We start from the raw sequence: 19320 nt of genomic DNA on the forward strand, positions 1-19320 counted from the left end.
CGATGGCACTGAAGACATTCAATCCCACGACGCCGGGCCAGCGCCAGCTGGTCATGGTCGATCGTTCGGCCCTCTACAAGGGCAAGCCGGTCAAGGCGCTCACCGAAGGCAAGCACTCCTCTGGCGGCCGCAACAACACCGGTCGCATCACCGTGCGATTCCGCGGTGGTGGTCATAAGCGGACGTTGCGTACCGTCGATTTCAAGCGTGACAAGGTCGATGCGCCCGCGACGGTCGAGCGGCTGGAATACGATCCGAACCGCACCGCGTTCATCGCGCTGGTCAAGTACGAAGACGGCACCCAGGCCTATATCCTGGCGCCGCAGCGTTTGGCCGTCGGTGATTCCGTCGTCGCCGGCAACTACGTAGACGTGAAGCCGGGCAACGTCATGCCGCTCGGCAACATGCCGGTCGGCACGATCATCCACAACATCGAGGTCAAGATCGGGAAGGGCGGCCAGCTCGCCCGTTCCGCGGGCACCTACGCCCAGCTCGTCGGTCGCGACCAGGACTACGTGATCGTCCGCCTGAACTCGGGCGAACAACGCCTGGTGCACGGCCGTTGCCGCGCCACGATCGGCGCGGTGTCGAACCCGGATCACATGAACACGTCGATCGGCAAGGCCGGCCGCAACCGTTGGCTGGGCCGCAAGCCGCACAACCGCGGTGTTTCGATGAACCCGATCGACCATCCGCACGGCGGTGGTGAAGGTCGTACCTCGGGCGGTCGCCACCCGGTTACTCCGTGGGGCAAGCCGACCAAGGGCAAGAAGACCCGTTCCAACAAGTCGACCAACAAATTCATTCTCCTAAGCCGCCACAAGCGGAAGAAGTAAGGAACGCCGGACATGGTTCGTTCAGTCTGGAAAGGCCCGTTCGTCGAGGGTTCTCTGCTCAAGAAGGCAGATGCCGCGCGCTCGTCCGGCCGTCACGACGTCATCAAGATCTGGAGCCGTCGCTCGACGATCCTGCCGCAGTTCGTCGGTCTGACCTTCGGCGTCTACAACGGTCAGAAGCACGTGCCGGTGGCCGTCAACGAGGAAATGGTCGGTCACAAGTTCGGCGAGTTCTCGCCGACCCGGACCTTCCATGGCCACTCCGGGGACAAGAAAGCCAAGAAGGCTTGAGGATTAAACGATGAGCAAACCTAAGCGCGAACGGAGCCTCGCCGAGAACGAGGCCAAGGCGGTCGCCCGGATGCTGCGGGTGAGCCCGCAGAAGCTCAACCTGGTCGCCCAGCTCATTCGCGGCCGGAAGGCGGCTGCTGCGCTCGCCGACCTGCAGTTTTCGCGCAAGCGGATCGCGGTTGACGTGAAGAAGTGCCTGGAATCGGCTATTGCCAACGCCGAGAACAACCATGACCTCGACGTCGACGATCTCGTCGTGGCGCAGGCCTTCGTCGGCAACGGCCTCGTGATGAAGCGCTTTGCCGCCCGCGGCCGTGGCCGTTCGGGCCGTGTCTACAAACCATTTTCACAGCTGACGATCATCGTTCGTCAGGTCGAAGCCGCAGCAGCGGCTTAAGGGACGCAGGAGAACACGATGGGTCAAAAGATCAATCCGATCGGTCTGCGTCTCGGCATCAACCGGACCTGGGATTCCCGCTGGTACGCGGGCAAGCAGGAATACGGCAAGCTGCTGCACGAGGACGTCAAGATCCGCGAGATCCTGCACAAGGAGCTCAAGCAGGCGGCCGTCGCCCGCATCGTGATCGAGCGTCCGCACAAGAAGTGCCGCGTCACCATTCACTCGGCTCGTCCGGGCGTGGTGATCGGCAAGAAGGGCGCCGACATCGACAAGCTGCGCAAGAAGGTCGCGGACATCACCGCGTCCGACGTCGTCATCAACATCGTCGAAATCCGCAAGCCGGAGCTCGATGCGACGCTGGTGGCCGAATCGATCGCGCAGCAGCTGGAGCGCCGCGTGGCGTTCCGCCGAGCCATGAAGCGCGCCGTGCAGTCGGCGATGCGTCTCGGCGCGGAAGGCATCCGCATCAACTGCTCGGGACGTCTGGGCGGTGCGGAAATCGCGCGCATGGAGTGGTATCGCGAAGGTCGCGTGCCGCTGCACACGTTGCGCGCAGACATCGACTACGGCGTTGCGACCGCGTTCACGACCTTCGGCACCTGCGGTGTCAAGGTCTGGATCTTCAAGGGCGAGATCCTCGAGCACGATCCGATGGCCCAGGACAAGAGAATGGCCGAAGGTGAGACTGGTGGCGGCGGCGATCGCGGCGGCCGGCAGCGCCGTGACAACGCTGCGGCCTGACGCCAGCACAGAGAATTTGAGGGCTTGAAGCCATGATGCAACCTAAGAAAACGAAGTTCCGGAAGGCGCATAAGGGCCGTATCCACGGCGTTGCGTCTTCGGGCGCGACGTTGGCCTTCGGCCAGTTCGGTCTGAAGGCGACCGAGCCTGAGCGCGTCACCGCGCGCCAGATCGAAGCCGCTCGCCGTGCGCTGACCCGCCACATGAAGCGCGCGCCGGCCGCGTCTGGATCCGCATATTCCCCGACGTTCCCGTGTCGAAGAAGCCTGCCGAAGTCCGCATGGGTTCCGGCAAGGGTGCGCCGGAATTGTGGGTCGCGCGCGTCAAGCCGGGCCGGGTGCTGTTCGAGATCGACGGCGTCAACACCCAGACGGCGCGTGAAGCGCTGACCCTGGCGGCAGCCAAGCTGCCGATCAAGACGCGCTTCGTCGAGCGCATTGCGGAGTAATGGCCATGGCCCAGATGAAAATCGAAGACATCCGCGCATTGAGCCCCGATCAGCAGGATGACGCCATCCTGAACCTGAAGAAGGAGCGCTTCAACCTGCGCTTCCAGCGCGCCACCGGGCAGCTCGAGAACACCTCGCGCCTGCGCGAGGCCCGCCGTGACATCGCCCGGATCAAGACCGTCGCCGCGCAGACGCGCGCGAAGAAGAAGTAAGAGGCTTACGAAGATGCCGAAACGTACTTTGCAGGGCGTGGTCGTCAGCGACAAGCAAGCCAAGACCATCGTGGTGCGCGTCGATCGCCGCTTCACGCACCCGATCTACAAGAAGACGATCCGCCGTTCGAAAAACTACCACGCGCACGACGAGAGCAGCGAGTTCAAGCCGGGCGACATGGTGTGGATCGAGGAATCGAAGCCGATTTCGAAGTTGAAGCGCTGGGTCGTGATCCGGGGCGAACACAAGAAAAGCGCCTGATCTGTTGGCTTTAGCCGACTGACTTCAGGTAAATGTTGAGCGCCGGCTGGGCTGGCGCAAAGAGAAGAGGACGAGGTGCATCAATGATTCAGATGCAGACCAACCTCGACGTGGCCGATAATTCTGGCGCACGCCGTGTCATGTGTATCAAGGTGCTCGGGGGCTCCAAGCGCCGCTACGCCACGATCGGCGACATCATCGTTGTCTCGATCAAGGAAGCAATTCCGCGTGGCAAGGTGAAGAAGGGCGACGTGATGAAGGCCGTCGTGGTGCGCGTCCGCAAGGACATCCGCCGCGCCGACGGTTCGGTCATCCGCTTCGACCGCAACGCCGCCGTTCTGATCAACAATCAGTCCGAGCCGGTCGGTACCCGCATCTTCGGGCCCGTGCCGCGCGAGCTGCGCGCCAAGAACCACATGAAGATCATCTCGCTCGCGCCGGAGGTGCTGTGATGGCTGCGAAGATCCGCAAGGGCGACAAGGTCGTCGTGCTGACCGGCCGCGACAAGGGCCGCACCGGCGAGGTGTTCGAAGTGCGTCCCGACGCCGGTACGGCGCTGGTGCGCGGCATCAACATGGTCAAGCGTCACCAGAAGCAGACGCAGGCCCAGGAGGGCGGCATCATCTCGAAAGAGTCGCCGATCCAACTGTCCAACATCGCGTATGTCGGCAAGGACGGGAAGCCGACCCGCGTCGGATTCAAGATTCTGGCGGACGGCAAGAAGGTCCGCATCGCCAAGAGCTCGGGAGCTGAGATCGATGGCTGAGGCCGCTTACACGCCGCGCCTGCGCGCGGAATACGACGCGAAGATCCGGACGGAAATGACCGAGAAGTTCGGTTATGAGAACGTCATGCAGGTTCCGCGCCTGGACAAGGTCGTGCTGAACATGGGCGTTGGCGATTCCGTCAACGACCGCAAGAAGGCCGAGAACGCCGCTGCGGAATTGACCCAGATCGCCGGCCAGAAGGCGATCGTGACCTATTCGCGCGTCGCGATCGCGACCTTCAAGTTGCGTGAGAACCAGCCGATCGGCTGCAAGGTCACGCTGCGGAAGGCCCGCATGTACGAGTTCATCGATCGTCTGGTGACGGTCGCGCTGCCGCGCGTCCGCGACTTCCGCGGCTTGAACCCGAAGAGCTTCGACGGCCGCGGCAACTACTCGCTCGGCCTCAAGGAACACATCATTTTCCCCGAGATCGACTTCGACAAGGTCACGGAATCCCGCGGTATGGACATCACCGTCTGCACCACGGCCAAGACCGACGACGAGGCGAGGGCCTTGTTGACCGCTTTCAATTTCCCGTTCCGGCAGTGAGACGCTGACCTAAAGCCTCTCAAACGCGGATACCCAGGAGCCAAACATGGCAAAGAAGAGTTCAGTCGAGAAGAACAACCGGCGCAAGCGGATGACGAAGAACGCCGCCCCGAAGCGCGAGCGGTTGAAGGCGATCATCGCCGACAAGACGTTGCCGATGGAGGAGCGGTTCGCCGCGACCCTGAAGCTGGCGGAAATGCCGCGCAACTCGTCGGCGACCCGCATCCGTCTGCGTTGCGAGCTGTCGGGCCGTTCGCGCTCGAACTATCGCTTGACCAAACTGTCCCGCATCGCAATGCGGGACCTTGGCTCCAAGGGCATGGTCCCGGGCCTCGTGAAGTCCAGCTGGTAAGGAGGGTCGTTTAGATGTCTACGCACGATCCAATCAGCGATCTGATCACCCGCATCCGCAACGCGCAGATGCGCTCCAAGAACAAGGTCTCCACGCCTGGCTCGAAGATGCGCGAGAACGTGCTCGAGGTGCTGAAGAGCGAAGGCTACATCCGCGGTTACGCCACGCTCGAGCACTCCTCGGGCCGCAGCGAGATCGAGATCGAGCTGAAGTATTTCGACGGCGAGCCCGTCATCCGCGAGATCGAGCGTGTCTCCAAGCCCGGGCGTCGCGTTTACGCCTCGGTGAAGAACCTGCCGCGGGTCAATAACGGACTCGGCATTTCGGTGTTGTCGACGCCGAAGGGAATCATGGCTGACCACAGTGCGCGTGAAGCGAACGTGGGCGGCGAAGTTCTCTTCACGGTGTTCTGAGAAGGATTTTTGATCCATGTCACGTGTTGGCAAAAGGCCGGTAGCGGTGCCGTCGGGTGTGACCGCAACCGTCGACGGGCAGACCGTCAAGATGAAAGGGCCGAAGGGCCAGCTTCAGTTCGTCGTCCATAACGACGTCGAGGTGAAGCTCGACAACGGCCAAGTTAAGGTGAACCCGCGGGTCGAGACCAATCGCGCGCGGGCCCTGTAGCGGGACCGCTCGCGCCCAGGTCGCGAATCTGGTCGAAGGCGTCACCAAGGGTTTCGAGAAGAAGCTCGAAATCACCGGCGTCGGTTACCGCGCCGCGCTGCAGGGCAAGAACCTGCAGCTCGCGCTCGGCTACAGCCACGATGTGGTCTACGCGATCCCGGAAGGGATCACGATCACCGTGCCGAAGCCGACCGAGATCACGGTGACCGGCAGCGACATTCAGCGCGTCGGCCAGGTCGCCGCCGAGATTCGCTCCTATCGTCCGCCGGAGCCCTACAAGGGCAAGGGCGTGAAGTATGTTGGCGAATTCATCTTCCGCAAGGAAGGCAAGAAGAAGTAACGGAGCCGGTCATGTCGAAAGCCAAGGTTACGAATGCCCGGCGCAAGCGCAGTGTACGTCTGAAGCTGCGCCGCTCGGGTGGCGGCCGTCCGCGCCTGTCGGTGTTCCGCTCGTCCAAGCACATCTACGCCCAGGTCATCGACGACCTGAAGGGCGAGACGCTGGCCTCTGCCTCGTCGCTCGAGAAGTCGATGCGCGACGGCGGCAAGACCGGCGCCGACATCGATGCGGCGAAGGCGGTCGGCAAGCTGCTGGCCGAGCGCGCCGCGGAGAAGGGTGTCAAGGAAGTCGTGTTCGATCGCGGCAGCTATCTCTATCACGGGCGCGTCAAGGCTCTTGCCGACGCGGCGCGTGAGAGTGGGCTGAGCTTCTAACAGAATTTGAGGATTGAGGCGTAAGCCTCTGAAGGACTGGAAAAACCATGGCAGAACGCGAACAACGTGGTGGACGCGATCAACGCGGCGGCGGACGTGAACGCAGGGAAGAGCGCGACAGCGAGTTCGTCGACAAGCTCGTCCACATCAATCGCGTCGCCAAGGTCGTCAAGGGCGGCAAGCGCTTCGGTTTCGCAGCGCTGGTCGTGATCGGCGACCAGAAGGGCCGCGCCGGCTTCGGTCACGGCAAGGCGCGCGAAGTGCCCGAGGCGATCCGCAAGGCAACCGAATCCGCCAAGCGCAACCTGACCCGCGTGTCGTTGCGCGAGGGCCGCACGCTGCATCACGACATCGCCGGCCGTCATGGCGCGGGCCGTGTTTACCTGCGCGCAGCTCCGGCCGGTACCGGGATCATCGCCGGCGGTCCGATGCGCGCCGTGTTCGAGACGCTCGGCGTCCAGGACGTGGTTGCGAAGTCGATCGGCTCGTCGAACCCGTACAACATGGTTCGCGCGACCTTCGATGCGCTGAAGCATCAGGATTCGCCGCGCTCGGTCGCTGCCCGCCGCAACATCAAGGTGTCCACCCTCCAGTCCCGCCGTATCGGTGGCGACGCCGAGGCGGTTGCCGAATAACGGAAGCTTTTCGGAGTAGACGCCCATGGCCAAGAGTGCCGTTACGACCGCAAAGACGATCAAGATCGAGCAGACCGGCAGCGCGATCCGCCGCCATCACTCGCAGCGCTCGACGCTGATCGGGCTCAAGCTCAACAAGATCGGCCGCACCAGCGAACTGCCGGACACCCCGGCGGTGCGCGGCATGATCTTGAAGGTTCACCATCTCGTTCGCATCGTCGACGAGAAGTAAGCAAAGGCGCACGATCCCGAAGCGGGGACCCGTTTTCGGTGAAGGTCATGCGCAAGAAACAAGGAGCAGGGCGATGAAGCTCAGCGATATCGCCGACAATGCCGGCTCGCGCAAGAAGCGTATGCGCGTCGGCCGCGGCATTGGTTCGGGCAAGGGCAAGCAGGCCGGCCGCGGTGGCAAGGGCCAGACCGCGCGTTCGGGCGTGCGCATCAAGGGTTTCGAAGGCGGTCAGATGCCCTTGCATCGCCGTCTGCCCAAGCGTGGCTTCAACAACATCTTCCGCATCGAGTTCGCCGAGATCAATCTCGACCGGCTCCAGGACGCGGTCGATGCCAAGAAGATCGATGCCGGCAGCGTCGTGAACGTCGAATCCCTGGTCAAGGCCGGCGTGCTGCGCCGCGCCAAGGGTGGCCTGCGGCTGCTCGGCCGCGGCGAGTTCAAGGCCAAGCTCAACATCGAAGTGCACGGCGCCTCGAAGACCGCGATCGCGGCAGTCGAGAAGGCCGGCGGCTCGGTGAAGATCCTCGCGCCTGCCAAGGAAGAAGGCGAGGCGGCGTAACAACTGCGTCATCGGCCCGCAGCTCGCGGGCCTTTACGCATGCGGGACGATGGACTTATCGAAGCCGTAGCCCCAGATAATGTCCGGTGTCCGGTATAATGTAGCCCGGCCGCGGGCATGACGGCGCAATAAGCGGCGGGAGAAAGTCCAAGATGGCCTCTGCAGCGGAACAACTGGCAGCCAATCTCAATTTCGGTGCGTTTGCCAAGGCCGACGAACTGAAGAAGCGCATCTGGTTCACCCTGGGTGCGCTGCTCGTTTATCGGCTCGGGACCTACATCCCGCTGCCCGGCATCGATCCCAACATCTGGGAGCAGGTATTCCGCTCCCAGGCGGGCGGCATCCTCGGCATGTTCAACATGTTCGCCGGCGGCGGCATTCACCGCATGGCGATCTTTGCGCTGAACATCATGCCGTACATCTCGGCCTCCATCATCATCCAGCTCCTGACCACCGTCTCGCCGCAGCTCGAGGCGCTGAAGAAGGAAGGCGAGTCCGGCCGCAAGCTGCTGAACCAGTACACCCGTTATCTCACGGTGATCCTGGCCGCATTCCAATCCTACGGCATCGCGGTGGGTCTCGAAGGCGCCGGCAACGTCGTCAGCGACCCCGGCATGTTCTTCCGTCTGTCCACGGCGATCACGCTGACCGGCGGCACCATGTTCCTGATGTGGCTAGGGGAGCAGATCACCTCGCGCGGCATCGGCAACGGCATTTCCCTGATCATTCTCTCCGGCATCGTCGCCGAGCTGCCCGCGGCGCTCGCCAACATGCTCGAGCTCGGCCGTCAGGGTGCGATGTCGACCGGCCTGATTCTCGTCGTGATCGTGATGGCGGTGGCTGTGATCGCGTTCATCGTGTTCGTGGAGCGCGCCCAGCGCCGGCTCTTGATCCAGTATCCGAAGCGCCAGGTCGGCAACAAGATGTTCGAGGGGCAGTCCTCGCATCTGCCGCTCAAGCTCAACACCTCGGGCGTGATCCCGCCGATCTTCGCGTCCTCGTTGCTGCTGCTGCCGACCACAGTTGCGAACTTCAACGCGGGCAGCGGGCCGGAATGGTTCCAGTGGATCAACACCCAGCTCGGCCACGGCCGCCCGCTGTTCCTGATCATGTATCTGGCACTGATCGTGTTCTTCGCCTTCTTCTACACCGCGATCGTGTTCAATCCGACCGAGACTGCGGACAATCTGAAGAAGCACGGCGGCTTCATTCCGGGTATCCGTCCGGGCGAGCGCACCGCGGAATATATCGACTACGTGCTGTCGCGCATTACCGTGCTCGGCGCGGTCTATCTGGCGATCGTCTGCTTGATTCCGGAAATCCTGATCTCCTACGCCTCGGTGCCGTTCTACTTTGGCGGCACGTCGCTGCTGATCGTCGTCAGCGTCACCATGGACACGGTGGCGCAGGTGCAGGGCTATCTGCTGGCGCATCAGTACGAAGGTCTGATCCGGAAGTCGAAGCTGCGCGGCCGGCGCCGCTAAGCGCGTTGTCCTCTCAGGCGGCGCAATTGCGCCGCCGATTCGCCGCGCGAGTAACGCGCGGCGCCTACGGGCGCGGCCGGCCAGCCATCCGGTGGCATCGGCAGAGCCACTCGCACTGAAGCGCGATCACTGATCTCAAAGGCTTCTTGGCGTCCGGCCATTTGCTCCCCTATGATATGGGTAGCGGTGCGGCGCTGATTATGATTTGCACTGTAACTGGACTTCAAAACACAGGTGCGCGTCGTATCGCGCACCAATCGGGGGGGCGTACGCCGATGAGAATTATACTTCTGGGGCCACCGGGATCGGGCAAGGGCACCCAGGCGCAGCTGCTGGTGCAGCGCTATGGCATCGTCCAGCTCTCGACCGGCGAGATGTTGCGTGCGGCGGTGGCGGCCGGAACGCCGGTCGGGCTCAAGGCCAAGGAGATCATGGCCAGCGGCGGTCTCGTGCCCGACGATGTCGTGGTCGGAATCATCTCCGATCGAATCGATCAGCCGGATGCCAAAAACGGTTTCATCCTCGACGGTTTCCCGCGCACCGTGCCGCAGGCCGAGGCGCTGGATGAGCTGCTCAAGCACAAGCACCTCAAGCTCGATGCCGTGATCGAGCTCCGCGTCAACGAGAGCGCGCTCCTGAACCGCGTCGAGACTCGCGTCGCGCAGATGCGCGAGCGCGGGGAGGAGGTCCGACTCGACGACACCCCGGAGGTCCTGACCAAGCGGTTAGCCAGCTACCGCAACCAGACGGAACCGCTGATTCACTACTATTCCGAGCGGCGGAAGCTCTCGACCATCGACGGCATGATGGCCATCGACGAGGTCACCCGCGCCATCCATCGCCTCCTCCTGGCGCTTGGGGCGGTAGAGCCCAAGACGCACGGCAAGAAGGCCCCCGCCCGGCGCGCGGCCAAGGCGGCCCCGTCCAAAAAAGCCAAAGCGGCGAAGAAATCGGCCAAAAAGCCGGCGAAGGCGGCCAAAAAGGCCGCCAAATCCAGGAAAGCGGCCAAGAAGGCCGTGAAGGGTCCCAAGAAGGCCGTCAAGAAAACCGTGAAGAAAAAGGCAGCCGAAAAGACCGCTAGGAAGGCTGTCAAGAAAGGTGCCAAAAAGGCCGCAAAAAAGGTCACGAAAAGGCGAGCTAAGCGCTAGCAGCGGTTGACGAAAGCCCCCTGAATCCCCTAATAAGCCCCGCATCCAAGTCGGATAGTTTCAAACGATGCCGGGCCCCAGGAAGACCAGGGGTGGGCGTCGTGTTCGCGTTTGTGAACACCTGCCCGAGAAACCAAGCACTTAAAGCGCGATTCCTGACGAGGGATCGGCGACAGGAGAGAAGGCCGTGGCCCGTATTGCCGGCGTGAACATCCCGACCAACAAGCGCGTGCTGATCGCGCTCCAGTACATCCATGGCATCGGCCAGAAGATCGCCGGTGAGATTCTGGACAAGGTGAAGATCCCGGTGGATCGTCGCGTCAATCAGCTCAGCGACGCCGAAGTGCTCCAGATCCGCGAAGTGATCGACCGCGACTATATGGTCGAGGGCGATCTGCGTCGTGAAGTCGGCATCAACATCAAGCGTCTGATGGACCTCGGCTGCTATCGCGGCCTGCGTCATCGTCGCGGTCTGCCGGTGCGCGGTCAGCGTACCCACACCAATGCGCGCACGCGCAAGGGTCCGGCCAAGGCCATCGCCGGCAAGAAGAAGTAAGCTTTCGCATCCAATCACGGCGTGTGGCGACCCGGGGATGACCCGTTCGCCACACGCCTTTCGTTCCACAGGTGTAGCCGCTGGCATTACGGCGGCGTTTGAGATCTTCAGGAAAGGTAGTCTATGGGCAAGGAAGCCACCCGCGTTCGTCGTCGTGAGCGCAAGAACATCGCCTCCGGCGTCGCGCACGTGAACTCGTCGTTCAATAACACGACCATCACCATCACCGACGCGCAGGGCAACACGATTGCCTGGTCCTCCGCCGGCACGATGGGCTTCAAGGGCTCGCGCAAGTCGACCCCGTATGCCGCACAGGTTGCCGCCGAGGACGTGTCGAAGAAGGCGCAGGAGCACGGCATGCGCACGCTCGAAGTCGAAGTCGCCGGTCCCGGTTCGGGCCGCGAATCGGCGCTCCGGGCGCTCCAGGCCGCGGGCTTCACCGTCACCTCGATCCGCGACGTGACCACGATCCCGCACAACGGTTGCCGTCCCCGCAAGCGTCGGCGCGTTTGATACCAGATTGCGGGCGCATCGGCGCCCGCAATGACTTTTTGCAAAGCCGCGGAAATGATCTGCGGCCTTTCTCCAACGCCAGTGCCTGCAACAGCAGTCTGACTGGCCTGTATGGGTGAAACAGTGACGATCCAGAAAAATTGGCAAGAACTGATTCGGCCGAACAAGCTGCAGGTACAGCCCGGCAGCGATCCGACCCGTTTCGCGACCATCGTCGCCGAGCCGCTCGAGCGCGGCTTCGGCCAGACGCTCGGCAACGCGCTGCGCCGCATCCTGCTGTCCTCGCTCCAGGGCGCGGCGGTGCAGTCGGTGCACATCGACGGCGTGCTGCACGAGTTCTCCTCGATCGCGGGCGTCCGTGAGGACGTCACCGACATCGTGCTCAACATCAAGGACATCTCGATCAAGATGCAGGGCGAAGGCCCCAAGCGCATGGTCGTCAAGAAGTCCGGCCCGGGCGTCGTCACCGCTGGCGACATCCAGACCGTGGGCGATGTCGTCGTGCTCAACCCGGACCTGCAGATCTGCACGCTCGACGAGGGCGCCGAGATCCGCATGGAGTTCACTGTCGCAACCGGCAAGGGCTACGTGCCCGCCGAGCGCAACCGTCCCGAGGACGCGCCGATCGGCCTGATCCCGGTCGACAGCCTGTACTCGCCGGTCCGCAAGGTCTCCTACAAGGTCGAGAACACCCGCGAGGGCCAGATCCTCGACTACGACAAGCTGACCATGACGATCGAGACCAACGGCGCGCTGACGCCTGATGATTCCGTCGCCTACGCTGCGCGCATCCTGCAGGATCAGCTCAACGTGTTCGTCAACTTCGAAGAGCCGCGCAAGGAAGTCGCCCAGGAGATCATCCCGGACCTCGCCTTCAACCCGGCCTTCCTCAAGAAGGTGGACGAGCTCGAGCTGTCGGTGCGTTCGGCCAACTGCTTGAAGAACGACAACATCGTCTACATCGGCGACCTCGTGCAGAAGAGCGAAGCGGAAATGCTCCGCACTCCGAACTTCGGCCGCAAGTCGCTGAACGAGATCAAGGAAGTGCTGGCCCAGATGGGTCTGCACCTCGGCATGGAAGTGCCGGGCTGGCCGCCGGAGAACATCGACGAGCTCGCCAAGCGCTTCGAGGATCACTACTGATCCGAACGACGACAGGCTGAGGCGCGAATTCATCGCGCCTTAGCGGGCGAACGCAGGCAGCCCACCTGAGCAACTGTCCGACGAACCGTCGCGACGAATGAAATTCAAGGAATAGATAAAATGCGTCACGGCAAGGTTCATCGCAAGCTCAACCGCACCGCCGAGCATCGCCGCGCGATGTTCGCCAACATGTGCGCCGCGCTGATCAAGCACGAGCAGATCGTCACCACGCTGCCGAAGGCGAAGGAATTGCGTCCGATCGTCGAGAAGCTGATCACCCTCGGCAAGAAGGGCGGCCTGTCCATGCGTCGCCAGGCCATCTCCGAGATGCGCGACAAGGATCAGGTCAGGAAGCTGTTCGACACGCTCGCGCCCCGCTACAAGGATCGCCAGGGTGGCTACACCCGCATCATCAAGGCCGGCTTCCGCTACGGCGACAACGCCCCGATGGCCGTGATCGAGTTCGTCGATCGTGATGTCGATGCCAAGGGCCAGGACTCCGGTCCGGTGCAGGAAAAGGAAGCCGAGGCGGCGTAAGCCGACCGGCAGAGAGTTTTCAGAAAGCGGCGCCTGCAGGCGCCGCTTTTTTGTATGGCGCGGCGGCATCTCATACCGCGCATCGTTTCGTTGAACGCGATTCCGACCGGGGGGCTCTCGATGAGGATTGTGTCAGGGATTGCGCTGGCGCTGCTGATGTCGCCGGCCTCTGGTGAGACGCTGGTGGAGCGCGGCGCCTATCTCGTCAACAGCGTGATGGTTTGCCACAACTGCCACACGCCGCGAGGGCCGCAAGGGCTCGATCTCTTGCGCGCGCTCTCCGGCGGCAGCCAGGTATTTGACGAGCCCGCCTTCAAGGTCTCTGGCTCCAACATCACACCGGATAAGGACACCGGCATCGGCAACTGGACCGACGCGGAGCTGAAGCGGTTTCTCGTCAGCGGCGTCAGGCCGGACGGAACCAGGGTCGCGCCGATCATGCCGACCGCGTTCTACACCGTGCTCACGGCCCGCGATCTCGACGCGCTTGCAGCTTATTTGCGCTCAGTGCCGGCCGTACGCCACGCGACGCCGCCGCCGGAATACAGAAGCGCGCCGAAGCCGGAGACGCCGATCTACGCCGGCAAGCAGGCGAACGAGGCTGAGCTTTCCGACAGGCTTGCGCGCGGCCGCTATCTCCTGACCATCGCCCATTGCTTGGAATGCCACACGCCGGACGGCCCGTCCGTCGTGCACGATTTCGCCGCAGCGAGCGGCAAGGGCGGCCGGACATTCAAGGGGCCGTGGGGCGAATCCGTCTCTCCCAACATCACCGCGGATTCAACCGCGGGCATCGGCGGGTGGAGCGACGACGAAATCAAACGTGCGATTACGCAAGGCATCGCGCGCGACGGCCATAAACTGAAGCCGCCGATGGCCTATGCTGCTTATGCCAGCATGACGGCTCAGGATCTCGATGCCATCGTCGCGTTTCTCAGGACGCTTCCGCCTCGCAACTAAATCCTCACGCGTCGGTGAGGGGCGATTGCACCCGCCCGCGCAGCGCACGATATTTCCGTCAGCTTCAATGGAGACATCGCATGAACATCGACCTTTCCGGAAAGACCGCCCTCGTCACCGGCTCGACCGCCGGCATCGGCCACGGCATCGCCAAGGGTCTTGCCGGCTCGGGTGCGAGCGTCGTGATCAACGGACGCGGCCAGGACAAGGTCGATGCGGCCGTGCGCAAGCTGGAAGGGGCGGGCGGAAAGGTCCGCGGCATCGCCGCCGACGTCTCGACCGCCGCCGGCTGCAAGGCATTGGCGGCGGCGCTGCCAGACGTCGACATCCTCATCAACAATGCCGGCATCTTCGAGCCGAAAGACTTCTTCGACATTCCGGACGAGGACTGGAGCCGCTTCTTCGAGGTCAACGTGATGAGCGGCGTGCGTCTCTCGCGCGCGTATATGAAGGGCATGCTCAAGCGCAACTGGGGCCGTGTCGTCTTCATCTCCTCGGAATCCGGGCTCAACATTCCCGTCGAGATGATCCACTACGGCATGAGCAAGACGGCGCAGCTCTCGGTTGCGCGAGGCCTGGCGCAGCTCACCCGCGGCACCGGCGTCACCGTCAATTCCGTGCTGCCAGGCCCGACCATGTCGGAAGGCGTCGAGACCTTCGTGAAGGATCTCGCCAAGCAGAACGGCCAGTCGCTGGATGAGGCCGCGGCCAATTTCGTCAAGCAGCATCGCCCAAGCTCGCTGCTCCAGCGCTTTGCCAGCGTCGACGAGATCGCCAACATGGTCGTCTATGTCGCCTCGAAGGAAGCGTCCGCGACCAACGGTGCGGCGCTGCGCGCGGAAGGCGGCATCGTCAACACGATTGCCTGAGGCCTGCGCATGTCGGCCTATGTGATCTCCGAGGTCGAGGTACGCGACAGAGCCGCGATGGAGGCCTATCGGACGCTGGCTGCCGCAACCATCGCGCAATATGGCGGCCGCTATCTCGTCCGCGGCGGCGCCACTGAGGTGGTGGAGGGCGGCCCGCCGCCCGAGACCATCATCATCGTGGAGTTCCCATCGATGGCGCGGGCGCACGAATGGTATGCCTCGGCCGAGTACGCCGAGGCGCTAAAGCTGCGGCAGACGGCACTGGAGCGACGGCTGATGTTCGTCGAGGGCGTGGTTCCAGTCTAGCTGGTCTGCTCGCTTGCCTCTTCAATTCGCGGCGGGACCGGCTAAACCTCGGCTTTATGCTCTGGCCCCTCTCGACCCGCCATAAACGCCTCTTCAGGCTGACATCCGCGCGATGGCAGCGGCGGGCGATCTTTGTGCTTGGTGGGATCGGGGTTGGCGCCGCGGCGGTGGCGCTGGCGCAGCTTGCCGATCTCGCCCAGCACGCCTTTGCGCTGCTGCTGGCCAAGTCGCGCTACGCCGTGCTCGCGGTGACACCTCTCGGCTTCATGCTCTCGGCCTATCTGACCACCCGGTTGTTCCCGAACGCACAGGGCAGCGGCATTCCCCAGGCGATCGCCGCGCGGCATCTGACCGACCAGACGGCGCGCGAGAGCCTGGTCTCGATCCGGATCGCGATCGGAAAGGTGATCCTCACCTTGTTCGGCCTCCTGTGCGGCGGCTCCGTCGGCCGGGAAGGACCGAGCGTTCAAGTCGGCGCTTCGATCATGTTCGCGCTCGGACGCGTCTCGCCACGCCGTCAGCCCGGATTGATCCTGGCCGGCGCGGCCGCCGGCGTCGCGGCCGCCTTCAACACGCCGCTGGCAGGGATCGTCTTCGGCATCGAGGAGATGAGCCGTGCTTTCGAGACACGTACCAGCAGTCTCATCATCGCGGCGGTGATCGCGGCCGGCCTGACCTCGCTCGCGCTGACGGGCAATTACGCCTATTTCGGCAGCAGTGCGACGGCGCTGGCTCCTGGTGCCGACTGGCTAGCGGTTCCGGTGTGCGGCGTGGTTGGTGGTTTGGCCGGCGGCGTCTTCAGCCGCATCGTCATCGTTATGGCGCGCGGCTTCGCCCACCCGCTCGGGCGCACGGTGAAGGGCCACCCTTTATGGTTCGCACTCGCGTGCGGATTGGCGGTCGCGATCTGCGGCCTTGTCTCCGGCGATACGATCTATGGCACAGGCTACCAGCAGGTAAAGACGGCCCTGGAGCAGGGCGCACCGCTGCCGCAGGACTTCGGCATCCTCAAGCTCCTTGCCACCACCTTCGCGGCGATCAGTGGCATACCCGGCGGAATTTTTTCGCCGTCACTCGCCGTTGGAGCCGGCCTAGGCAGCAATATCGCGTCCTTCTTCCACGAAGCTCCGCTCGGCGCGATCATGTTGCTCGGCATGGTGTCGTATTTTGCAGGTGTGGTGCAGGCGCCGATCACCGCCTTCGTCATCGTGACCGAGATGACCGACAACCACGCCATGGTGGTGCCGTTAATGGCCGCCGCCCTGATTGCACATGCCACCTCGCGGCTGATCTGCGAGGAAGGGATCTACCACGCGCTCGCCAAGGGCTTTATCGAGCGGGCGACGCGTCCGCCGGAGACGAAAGCGGCGCCCGCTTCGAGCTAAGACCTACCACCCCTCCAGCACGATCTTGCCGCGCGACTTGCCGCTCTCGAGCAGCGCGTGGGCGCGTTTGAGATTAGCCGCGTTGATCGTGCCAAAGGTCTGGTCCAGCGTGGTACGCAAGACACCCTTGTCGATGAGGTCGGCGACGTCGTTCAGCAGATGATGTTGCGCGATCATGTCGGCGGTCTGGAACGAGGAGCGCGTGAACATCGATTCCCAATGCACCGAGATGGCCTTGCCCTTGAACGCGGCAACCGTGAATTCCGGGGGATCGTCGATCAGGCCGAACTTCCCCTGCGGCGCCATCAAATCGGCGATCGCCTTGTAATGCTGGTCGGTGAAGGTGAGGCTCGCCACCAGCGCGACCGGCGGCAGCTTGAGCTTCTCGATCTGCTCCTTCATCGGTTGGCCGTGGTCGATCACCGCATGCCCGCCGAGATCGAGGCACCATTTTTGTGATTCCGGTCGCGTCGCGGTCGCAACCACGGTCAGCCCGGTGAGGCGGCGAGCGAGCTGGATCAGGATCGAGCCGACGCCGCCGGCGCCGCCCGTGATCAGCAGCGTACGTGGATCGACACTCTTGCCGGGCACCGCACCCAGCCGATCGAACAACAGCTCCCAGGCGGTGATGGAGGTGAGGGGAAGGGCGGCGGCCTGCGCAAACGACAGGCTCTTCGGCTTATTGCCGACGATACGCTCGTCAACGAGATGGAATTCGGAATTGGTGCCCTGGCGCAGGATCGAGCCGGCGTAAAACACCTCGTCGCCCGGCTTGAACAGCGTGACGTCGGGACCGACGGCGTCGACCACGCCGGCCGCGTCATAGCCTAGAATCTTGGTCTCGCCCTCGGGTGGAGCGGCGCGCTTGCGCACCTTGTAATCGACTGGATTGGCCGAGATCGCCTTCACGGCGACGCGGATGTCGCGCCCGCCGGGCTCGGGCTTTGCGGTCTCGAAATCGAACAGCGCGTCCTGATCCTCGATCGGAAGCGATTTCTTGTAGCCGACGGCCTTCATGGCTTGTCTCCTTCGGATAGCGTTGCAGATGCTGGGTCCCGGGTTCGCGTTTTCGCGCGCCCCGGGACGACAGGCGAGAGCTAGAACGCGAACTGCGTCCGCATCGCGACCGCATCGAACTTCGAGCCGACATCGGCGTTCGAGATCGGCGTGGCCTGCCTCGACACCGTGCCATGCAGATAGTCCAGCATGAAACGGACGTTGCCGTTGACATACCAGTTCAGCGCTGCCGTGTAGACGGTCTGCCGGCCGCCTGCGATGCCGGTGGCGGTCCCGAGCTGATCGTTGAGGTCGATCGTGGAGAAGCGTCCCGCGACTTCCCACGCGCCCCAGCCGCCGCCCTCGAGCGAGAACGGGTGCGCCGGCTTGACGCCGCCATAGGCCGCATTCGCCGCATTATAGCTGCGACCCTCGCCGGTCAGCACGTAACCGGCCTGGGCGTAGCCGCCCTGGAATTTGAGGCTCGGCGCACCCAGCGGTGGCAGGCCGGTATTGGCGCTGCGATCGATGTTGTACCAGAAATACTCGCCTTGCAGGATCAGTGGTCCATAGGTGGCGGCGGCTTCGACGCTGTAGACCTGCGCGCCGGAGGCATTGGCGATTGCGCCGGTCGTAGCCAGCGCCGTGGGATCGATGCGCAGTTCCGGACGATCGCTCAGCGTCACCGTCTGTGCGCCCGTCACCAGATTGCGCGTCGGCTGGATCAGCCATTCGGCATTGCCGCCGAGATGGACCGAGTAGTCTTTGCCGCTGACGACCTGGCCGGCGACACGCGCGACCGCGCCGTATTGTTCCGTGGTGCCGTTCGGCGCAACGCTCGACGCTGAGTGGATCGCACCGGTGGCGGGACCGGTGACATAGGCGCCAGCCCAGAACACGTCGTTGTACCAGCGCGTGCCGACCGCCGAACGGAAGTCGCCCGCAGCGATGCTGGTGGCGACGATGCCGGCCGAGGCGCGCTCCATGAACATGATGTCGTTGGAGCTCGTGGCCTCATCGAGGGTGTAGGGCAGGTCCATGATGCCGCCTTCGATGGCCATCTTGCCGCCGAACGGTTTCAGGCCGGTATAGCTGAGATAGGCGTTCTCGATGCCGGAGACGCCGCCGCCGGGCAGCGAACCCGGAGCTGCGCCGCCAAACCCGTCGGAGGAGCCGCCGAAGTCGTAGACCAGCGCGAAATTCCAGTCGTTGAAGAACTTGCCGGCGAGACCGATGCGCGCGCGGCGGACGTTCTCGCCGCTGTCGAGTTTTTGCGGCACGGTTGCCGCCGTGTTGGGCCGATAGTCGTAGCCGCCGACATCCCAATGCACGCGGCCTGTGATCCCGACGCAGTTTGCTCCATCGGCAGTGCAGATGGTCGGCCGGTTGTTCGGCATCGTCACGACGACGCCGGAGGCAGGCGCCGGTCCCTTGAGCGGGATCGCCGCGTTGGCGTTGGCGACGGCGGCCTTCGCTTCGGACCGGGCTTCGGCTTTCGCCTCCGCCTTCGCCTCAAGCCTGGCCTTCGCCGTGGCCGCAGTATTCGCGGCGGTCTGGCTCTGGAGCTTGTCGAGCTTCTGCTCCAGCATCTTCAGCTGCTGCTTCAGGAGCGCGATCTCCTGGTCGCTGCTGCTCGCCGATTGGGCCTGGGCCTGCGAGGCTGCCAGTGCGGCGGCGAGACCCATCGCCGTGGCTGCAATTCTTGTCCTGCTCACGTCATGACTCCATCGTTTGACGAACGTCCCCAAGTCGCTGGCGGAGAGCCTAGGTGTGATCGATGACTGCCCCGCGACGCTGCGCC

The 19320-nt window shown here is 63.7% G+C and carries 27 protein-coding genes and 2 pseudogenes; 27 read left to right on the forward strand and 2 right to left on the reverse strand.

The window, feature by feature from the left end; translation table 11 throughout:
- Nucleotides 1-2: 2 nt before the first annotated feature.
- From rplB to ACVIN2_RS37490, 27 genes and pseudogenes are all read left to right on the forward strand, one after another.
- The gene (rplB, locus tag ACVIN2_RS37360) at nt 3-836 is read left to right on the forward strand and encodes a 50S ribosomal protein L2 (protein ID WP_007603020.1); all 834 of its coding nucleotides are present in this window, start codon (nt 3-5) and stop codon (nt 834-836) included.
- Nucleotides 837-848: 12 nt separating this feature from the next.
- On the forward strand, nt 849-1127 hold the full coding sequence (gene rpsS / locus ACVIN2_RS37365; protein WP_007603021.1) for a 30S ribosomal protein S19: 279 nt from the start codon (nt 849-851) through the stop codon (nt 1125-1127).
- A 10-nt stretch (nt 1128-1137) separates the two neighbouring features.
- The gene (rplV, locus tag ACVIN2_RS37370) at nt 1138-1524 is read left to right on the forward strand and encodes a 50S ribosomal protein L22 (protein ID WP_007603022.1); all 387 of its coding nucleotides are present in this window, start codon (nt 1138-1140) and stop codon (nt 1522-1524) included.
- Nucleotides 1525-1542: 18 nt separating this feature from the next.
- Nucleotides 1543-2268 (forward strand): 30S ribosomal protein S3, encoded by a 726-nt coding sequence (rpsC, locus tag ACVIN2_RS37375; RefSeq protein WP_007603023.1) that lies wholly within the window; start codon nt 1543-1545, stop codon nt 2266-2268.
- Between the two features lie 32 nt (nt 2269-2300).
- A pseudogene (rplP, locus tag ACVIN2_RS37380) lies at nt 2301-2716 on the forward strand (50S ribosomal protein L16).
- Nucleotides 2717-2721: 5 nt separating this feature from the next.
- The gene (gene rpmC, locus ACVIN2_RS37385) at nt 2722-2928 is read left to right on the forward strand and encodes a 50S ribosomal protein L29 (protein ID WP_007603026.1); all 207 of its coding nucleotides are present in this window, start codon (nt 2722-2724) and stop codon (nt 2926-2928) included.
- Between the two features lie 13 nt (nt 2929-2941).
- Nucleotides 2942-3190, forward strand: a complete 249-nt coding sequence (gene rpsQ / locus ACVIN2_RS37390) for a 30S ribosomal protein S17 (RefSeq protein ID WP_279662106.1) — start codon at nt 2942-2944, stop codon at nt 3188-3190.
- 83 nt (nt 3191-3273) lie between these two features.
- Nucleotides 3274-3642 carry a 50S ribosomal protein L14 gene (rplN, locus tag ACVIN2_RS37395; protein WP_007603030.1) on the forward strand — a complete coding sequence of 123 codons (369 nt, stop codon included), beginning with the start codon at nt 3274-3276 and terminating at the stop codon, nt 3640-3642.
- Nucleotides 3642-3956: a 50S ribosomal protein L24 gene (gene rplX, locus ACVIN2_RS37400; protein ID WP_007603031.1), complete on the forward strand. Its 315-nt coding sequence runs from the start codon at nt 3642-3644 to the stop codon at nt 3954-3956. The genes rplN and rplX overlap by 1 nt, the downstream gene beginning before the upstream one ends.
- The gene (rplE, locus tag ACVIN2_RS37405; protein ID WP_007611607.1) at nt 3949-4506 is read left to right on the forward strand and encodes a 50S ribosomal protein L5; all 558 of its coding nucleotides are present in this window, start codon (nt 3949-3951) and stop codon (nt 4504-4506) included. The genes rplX and rplE overlap by 8 nt, the downstream gene beginning before the upstream one ends.
- A 46-nt stretch (nt 4507-4552) precedes the next feature.
- Nucleotides 4553-4858 carry a 30S ribosomal protein S14 gene (gene rpsN, locus ACVIN2_RS37410; RefSeq protein ID WP_456769434.1) on the forward strand — a complete coding sequence of 102 codons (306 nt, stop codon included), beginning with the start codon at nt 4553-4555 and terminating at the stop codon, nt 4856-4858.
- A gap of 14 nt (nt 4859-4872) precedes the next feature.
- Nucleotides 4873-5271, forward strand: coding sequence for a 30S ribosomal protein S8 (rpsH, locus tag ACVIN2_RS37415; RefSeq protein WP_007603034.1), 399 nt, complete (start codon nt 4873-4875; stop codon nt 5269-5271).
- Nucleotides 5272-5287: 16 nt separating this feature from the next.
- A pseudogene (rplF, locus tag ACVIN2_RS37420) lies at nt 5288-5822 on the forward strand (50S ribosomal protein L6).
- A gap of 11 nt (nt 5823-5833) precedes the next feature.
- Entirely contained in the window at nt 5834-6196 is a 363-nt protein-coding gene (rplR, locus tag ACVIN2_RS37425) for a 50S ribosomal protein L18 (RefSeq protein ID WP_007603036.1), read from the forward strand.
- Nucleotides 6197-6243: 47 nt separating this feature from the next.
- The gene (gene rpsE, locus ACVIN2_RS37430) at nt 6244-6831 is read left to right on the forward strand and encodes a 30S ribosomal protein S5 (protein WP_007603037.1); all 588 of its coding nucleotides are present in this window, start codon (nt 6244-6246) and stop codon (nt 6829-6831) included.
- A gap of 25 nt (nt 6832-6856) precedes the next feature.
- Nucleotides 6857-7063 (forward strand): 50S ribosomal protein L30, encoded by a 207-nt coding sequence (rpmD, locus tag ACVIN2_RS37435; protein ID WP_007603038.1) that lies wholly within the window; start codon nt 6857-6859, stop codon nt 7061-7063.
- Nucleotides 7064-7136: 73 nt separating this feature from the next.
- Nucleotides 7137-7622 carry a 50S ribosomal protein L15 gene (gene rplO, locus ACVIN2_RS37440; protein ID WP_007611602.1) on the forward strand — a complete coding sequence of 162 codons (486 nt, stop codon included), beginning with the start codon at nt 7137-7139 and terminating at the stop codon, nt 7620-7622.
- 152 nt (nt 7623-7774) lie between these two features.
- Nucleotides 7775-9106, forward strand: a complete 1332-nt coding sequence (gene secY, locus ACVIN2_RS37445) for a preprotein translocase subunit SecY (protein WP_027518585.1) — start codon at nt 7775-7777, stop codon at nt 9104-9106.
- A gap of 275 nt (nt 9107-9381) precedes the next feature.
- Nucleotides 9382-10254, forward strand: coding sequence for an adenylate kinase (locus ACVIN2_RS37450; RefSeq protein WP_456769871.1), 873 nt, complete (start codon nt 9382-9384; stop codon nt 10252-10254).
- 187 nt (nt 10255-10441) lie between these two features.
- Nucleotides 10442-10810 (forward strand): 30S ribosomal protein S13, encoded by a 369-nt coding sequence (gene rpsM / locus ACVIN2_RS37455; protein WP_027518583.1) that lies wholly within the window; start codon nt 10442-10444, stop codon nt 10808-10810.
- Nucleotides 10811-10933: 123 nt separating this feature from the next.
- On the forward strand, nt 10934-11323 hold the full coding sequence (gene rpsK, locus ACVIN2_RS37460) for a 30S ribosomal protein S11 (RefSeq protein WP_007603045.1): 390 nt from the start codon (nt 10934-10936) through the stop codon (nt 11321-11323).
- Nucleotides 11324-11434: 111 nt separating this feature from the next.
- A complete protein-coding gene (locus ACVIN2_RS37465; RefSeq protein WP_007603046.1) occupies nt 11435-12466 on the forward strand; it encodes a DNA-directed RNA polymerase subunit alpha in 1032 nt (343 codons plus the stop codon).
- 120 nt (nt 12467-12586) lie between these two features.
- Nucleotides 12587-13003, forward strand: coding sequence for a 50S ribosomal protein L17 (rplQ, locus tag ACVIN2_RS37470; RefSeq protein WP_456769435.1), 417 nt, complete (start codon nt 12587-12589; stop codon nt 13001-13003).
- Nucleotides 13004-13123: 120 nt separating this feature from the next.
- Nucleotides 13124-13963: a c-type cytochrome gene (locus ACVIN2_RS37475; RefSeq protein ID WP_456769436.1), complete on the forward strand. Its 840-nt coding sequence runs from the start codon at nt 13124-13126 to the stop codon at nt 13961-13963.
- A gap of 80 nt (nt 13964-14043) precedes the next feature.
- Complete coding sequence (locus tag ACVIN2_RS37480) at nt 14044-14832, forward strand: SDR family NAD(P)-dependent oxidoreductase (RefSeq protein WP_456769437.1); 789 nt, start codon at nt 14044-14046, stop codon at nt 14830-14832.
- Between the two features lie 9 nt (nt 14833-14841).
- Complete coding sequence (locus tag ACVIN2_RS37485; RefSeq protein ID WP_456769438.1) at nt 14842-15138, forward strand: DUF1330 domain-containing protein; 297 nt, start codon at nt 14842-14844, stop codon at nt 15136-15138.
- A gap of 56 nt (nt 15139-15194) precedes the next feature.
- Nucleotides 15195-16523: a chloride channel protein gene (locus ACVIN2_RS37490; RefSeq protein WP_456769439.1), complete on the forward strand. Its 1329-nt coding sequence runs from the start codon at nt 15195-15197 to the stop codon at nt 16521-16523.
- 3 nt (nt 16524-16526) lie between these two features.
- Here ACVIN2_RS37490 and ACVIN2_RS37495 read toward each other — a convergent pair whose 3' ends face one another.
- Both ACVIN2_RS37495 and ACVIN2_RS37500 read right to left on the reverse strand, forming a co-directional pair.
- Nucleotides 16527-17540 carry a zinc-binding alcohol dehydrogenase family protein gene (locus tag ACVIN2_RS37495; RefSeq protein ID WP_456769440.1) on the reverse strand — a complete coding sequence of 338 codons (1014 nt, stop codon included), beginning with the start codon at nt 17538-17540 and terminating at the stop codon, nt 16527-16529.
- A gap of 80 nt (nt 17541-17620) precedes the next feature.
- Nucleotides 17621-19234, reverse strand: a complete 1614-nt coding sequence (locus ACVIN2_RS37500; protein WP_456769441.1) for an OprO/OprP family phosphate-selective porin — start codon at nt 19232-19234, stop codon at nt 17621-17623.
- Nucleotides 19235-19320: the final 86 nt, after the last annotated feature.

The sequence above is a fragment of the Bradyrhizobium sp. USDA 3650 genome (assembly GCF_054057395.1).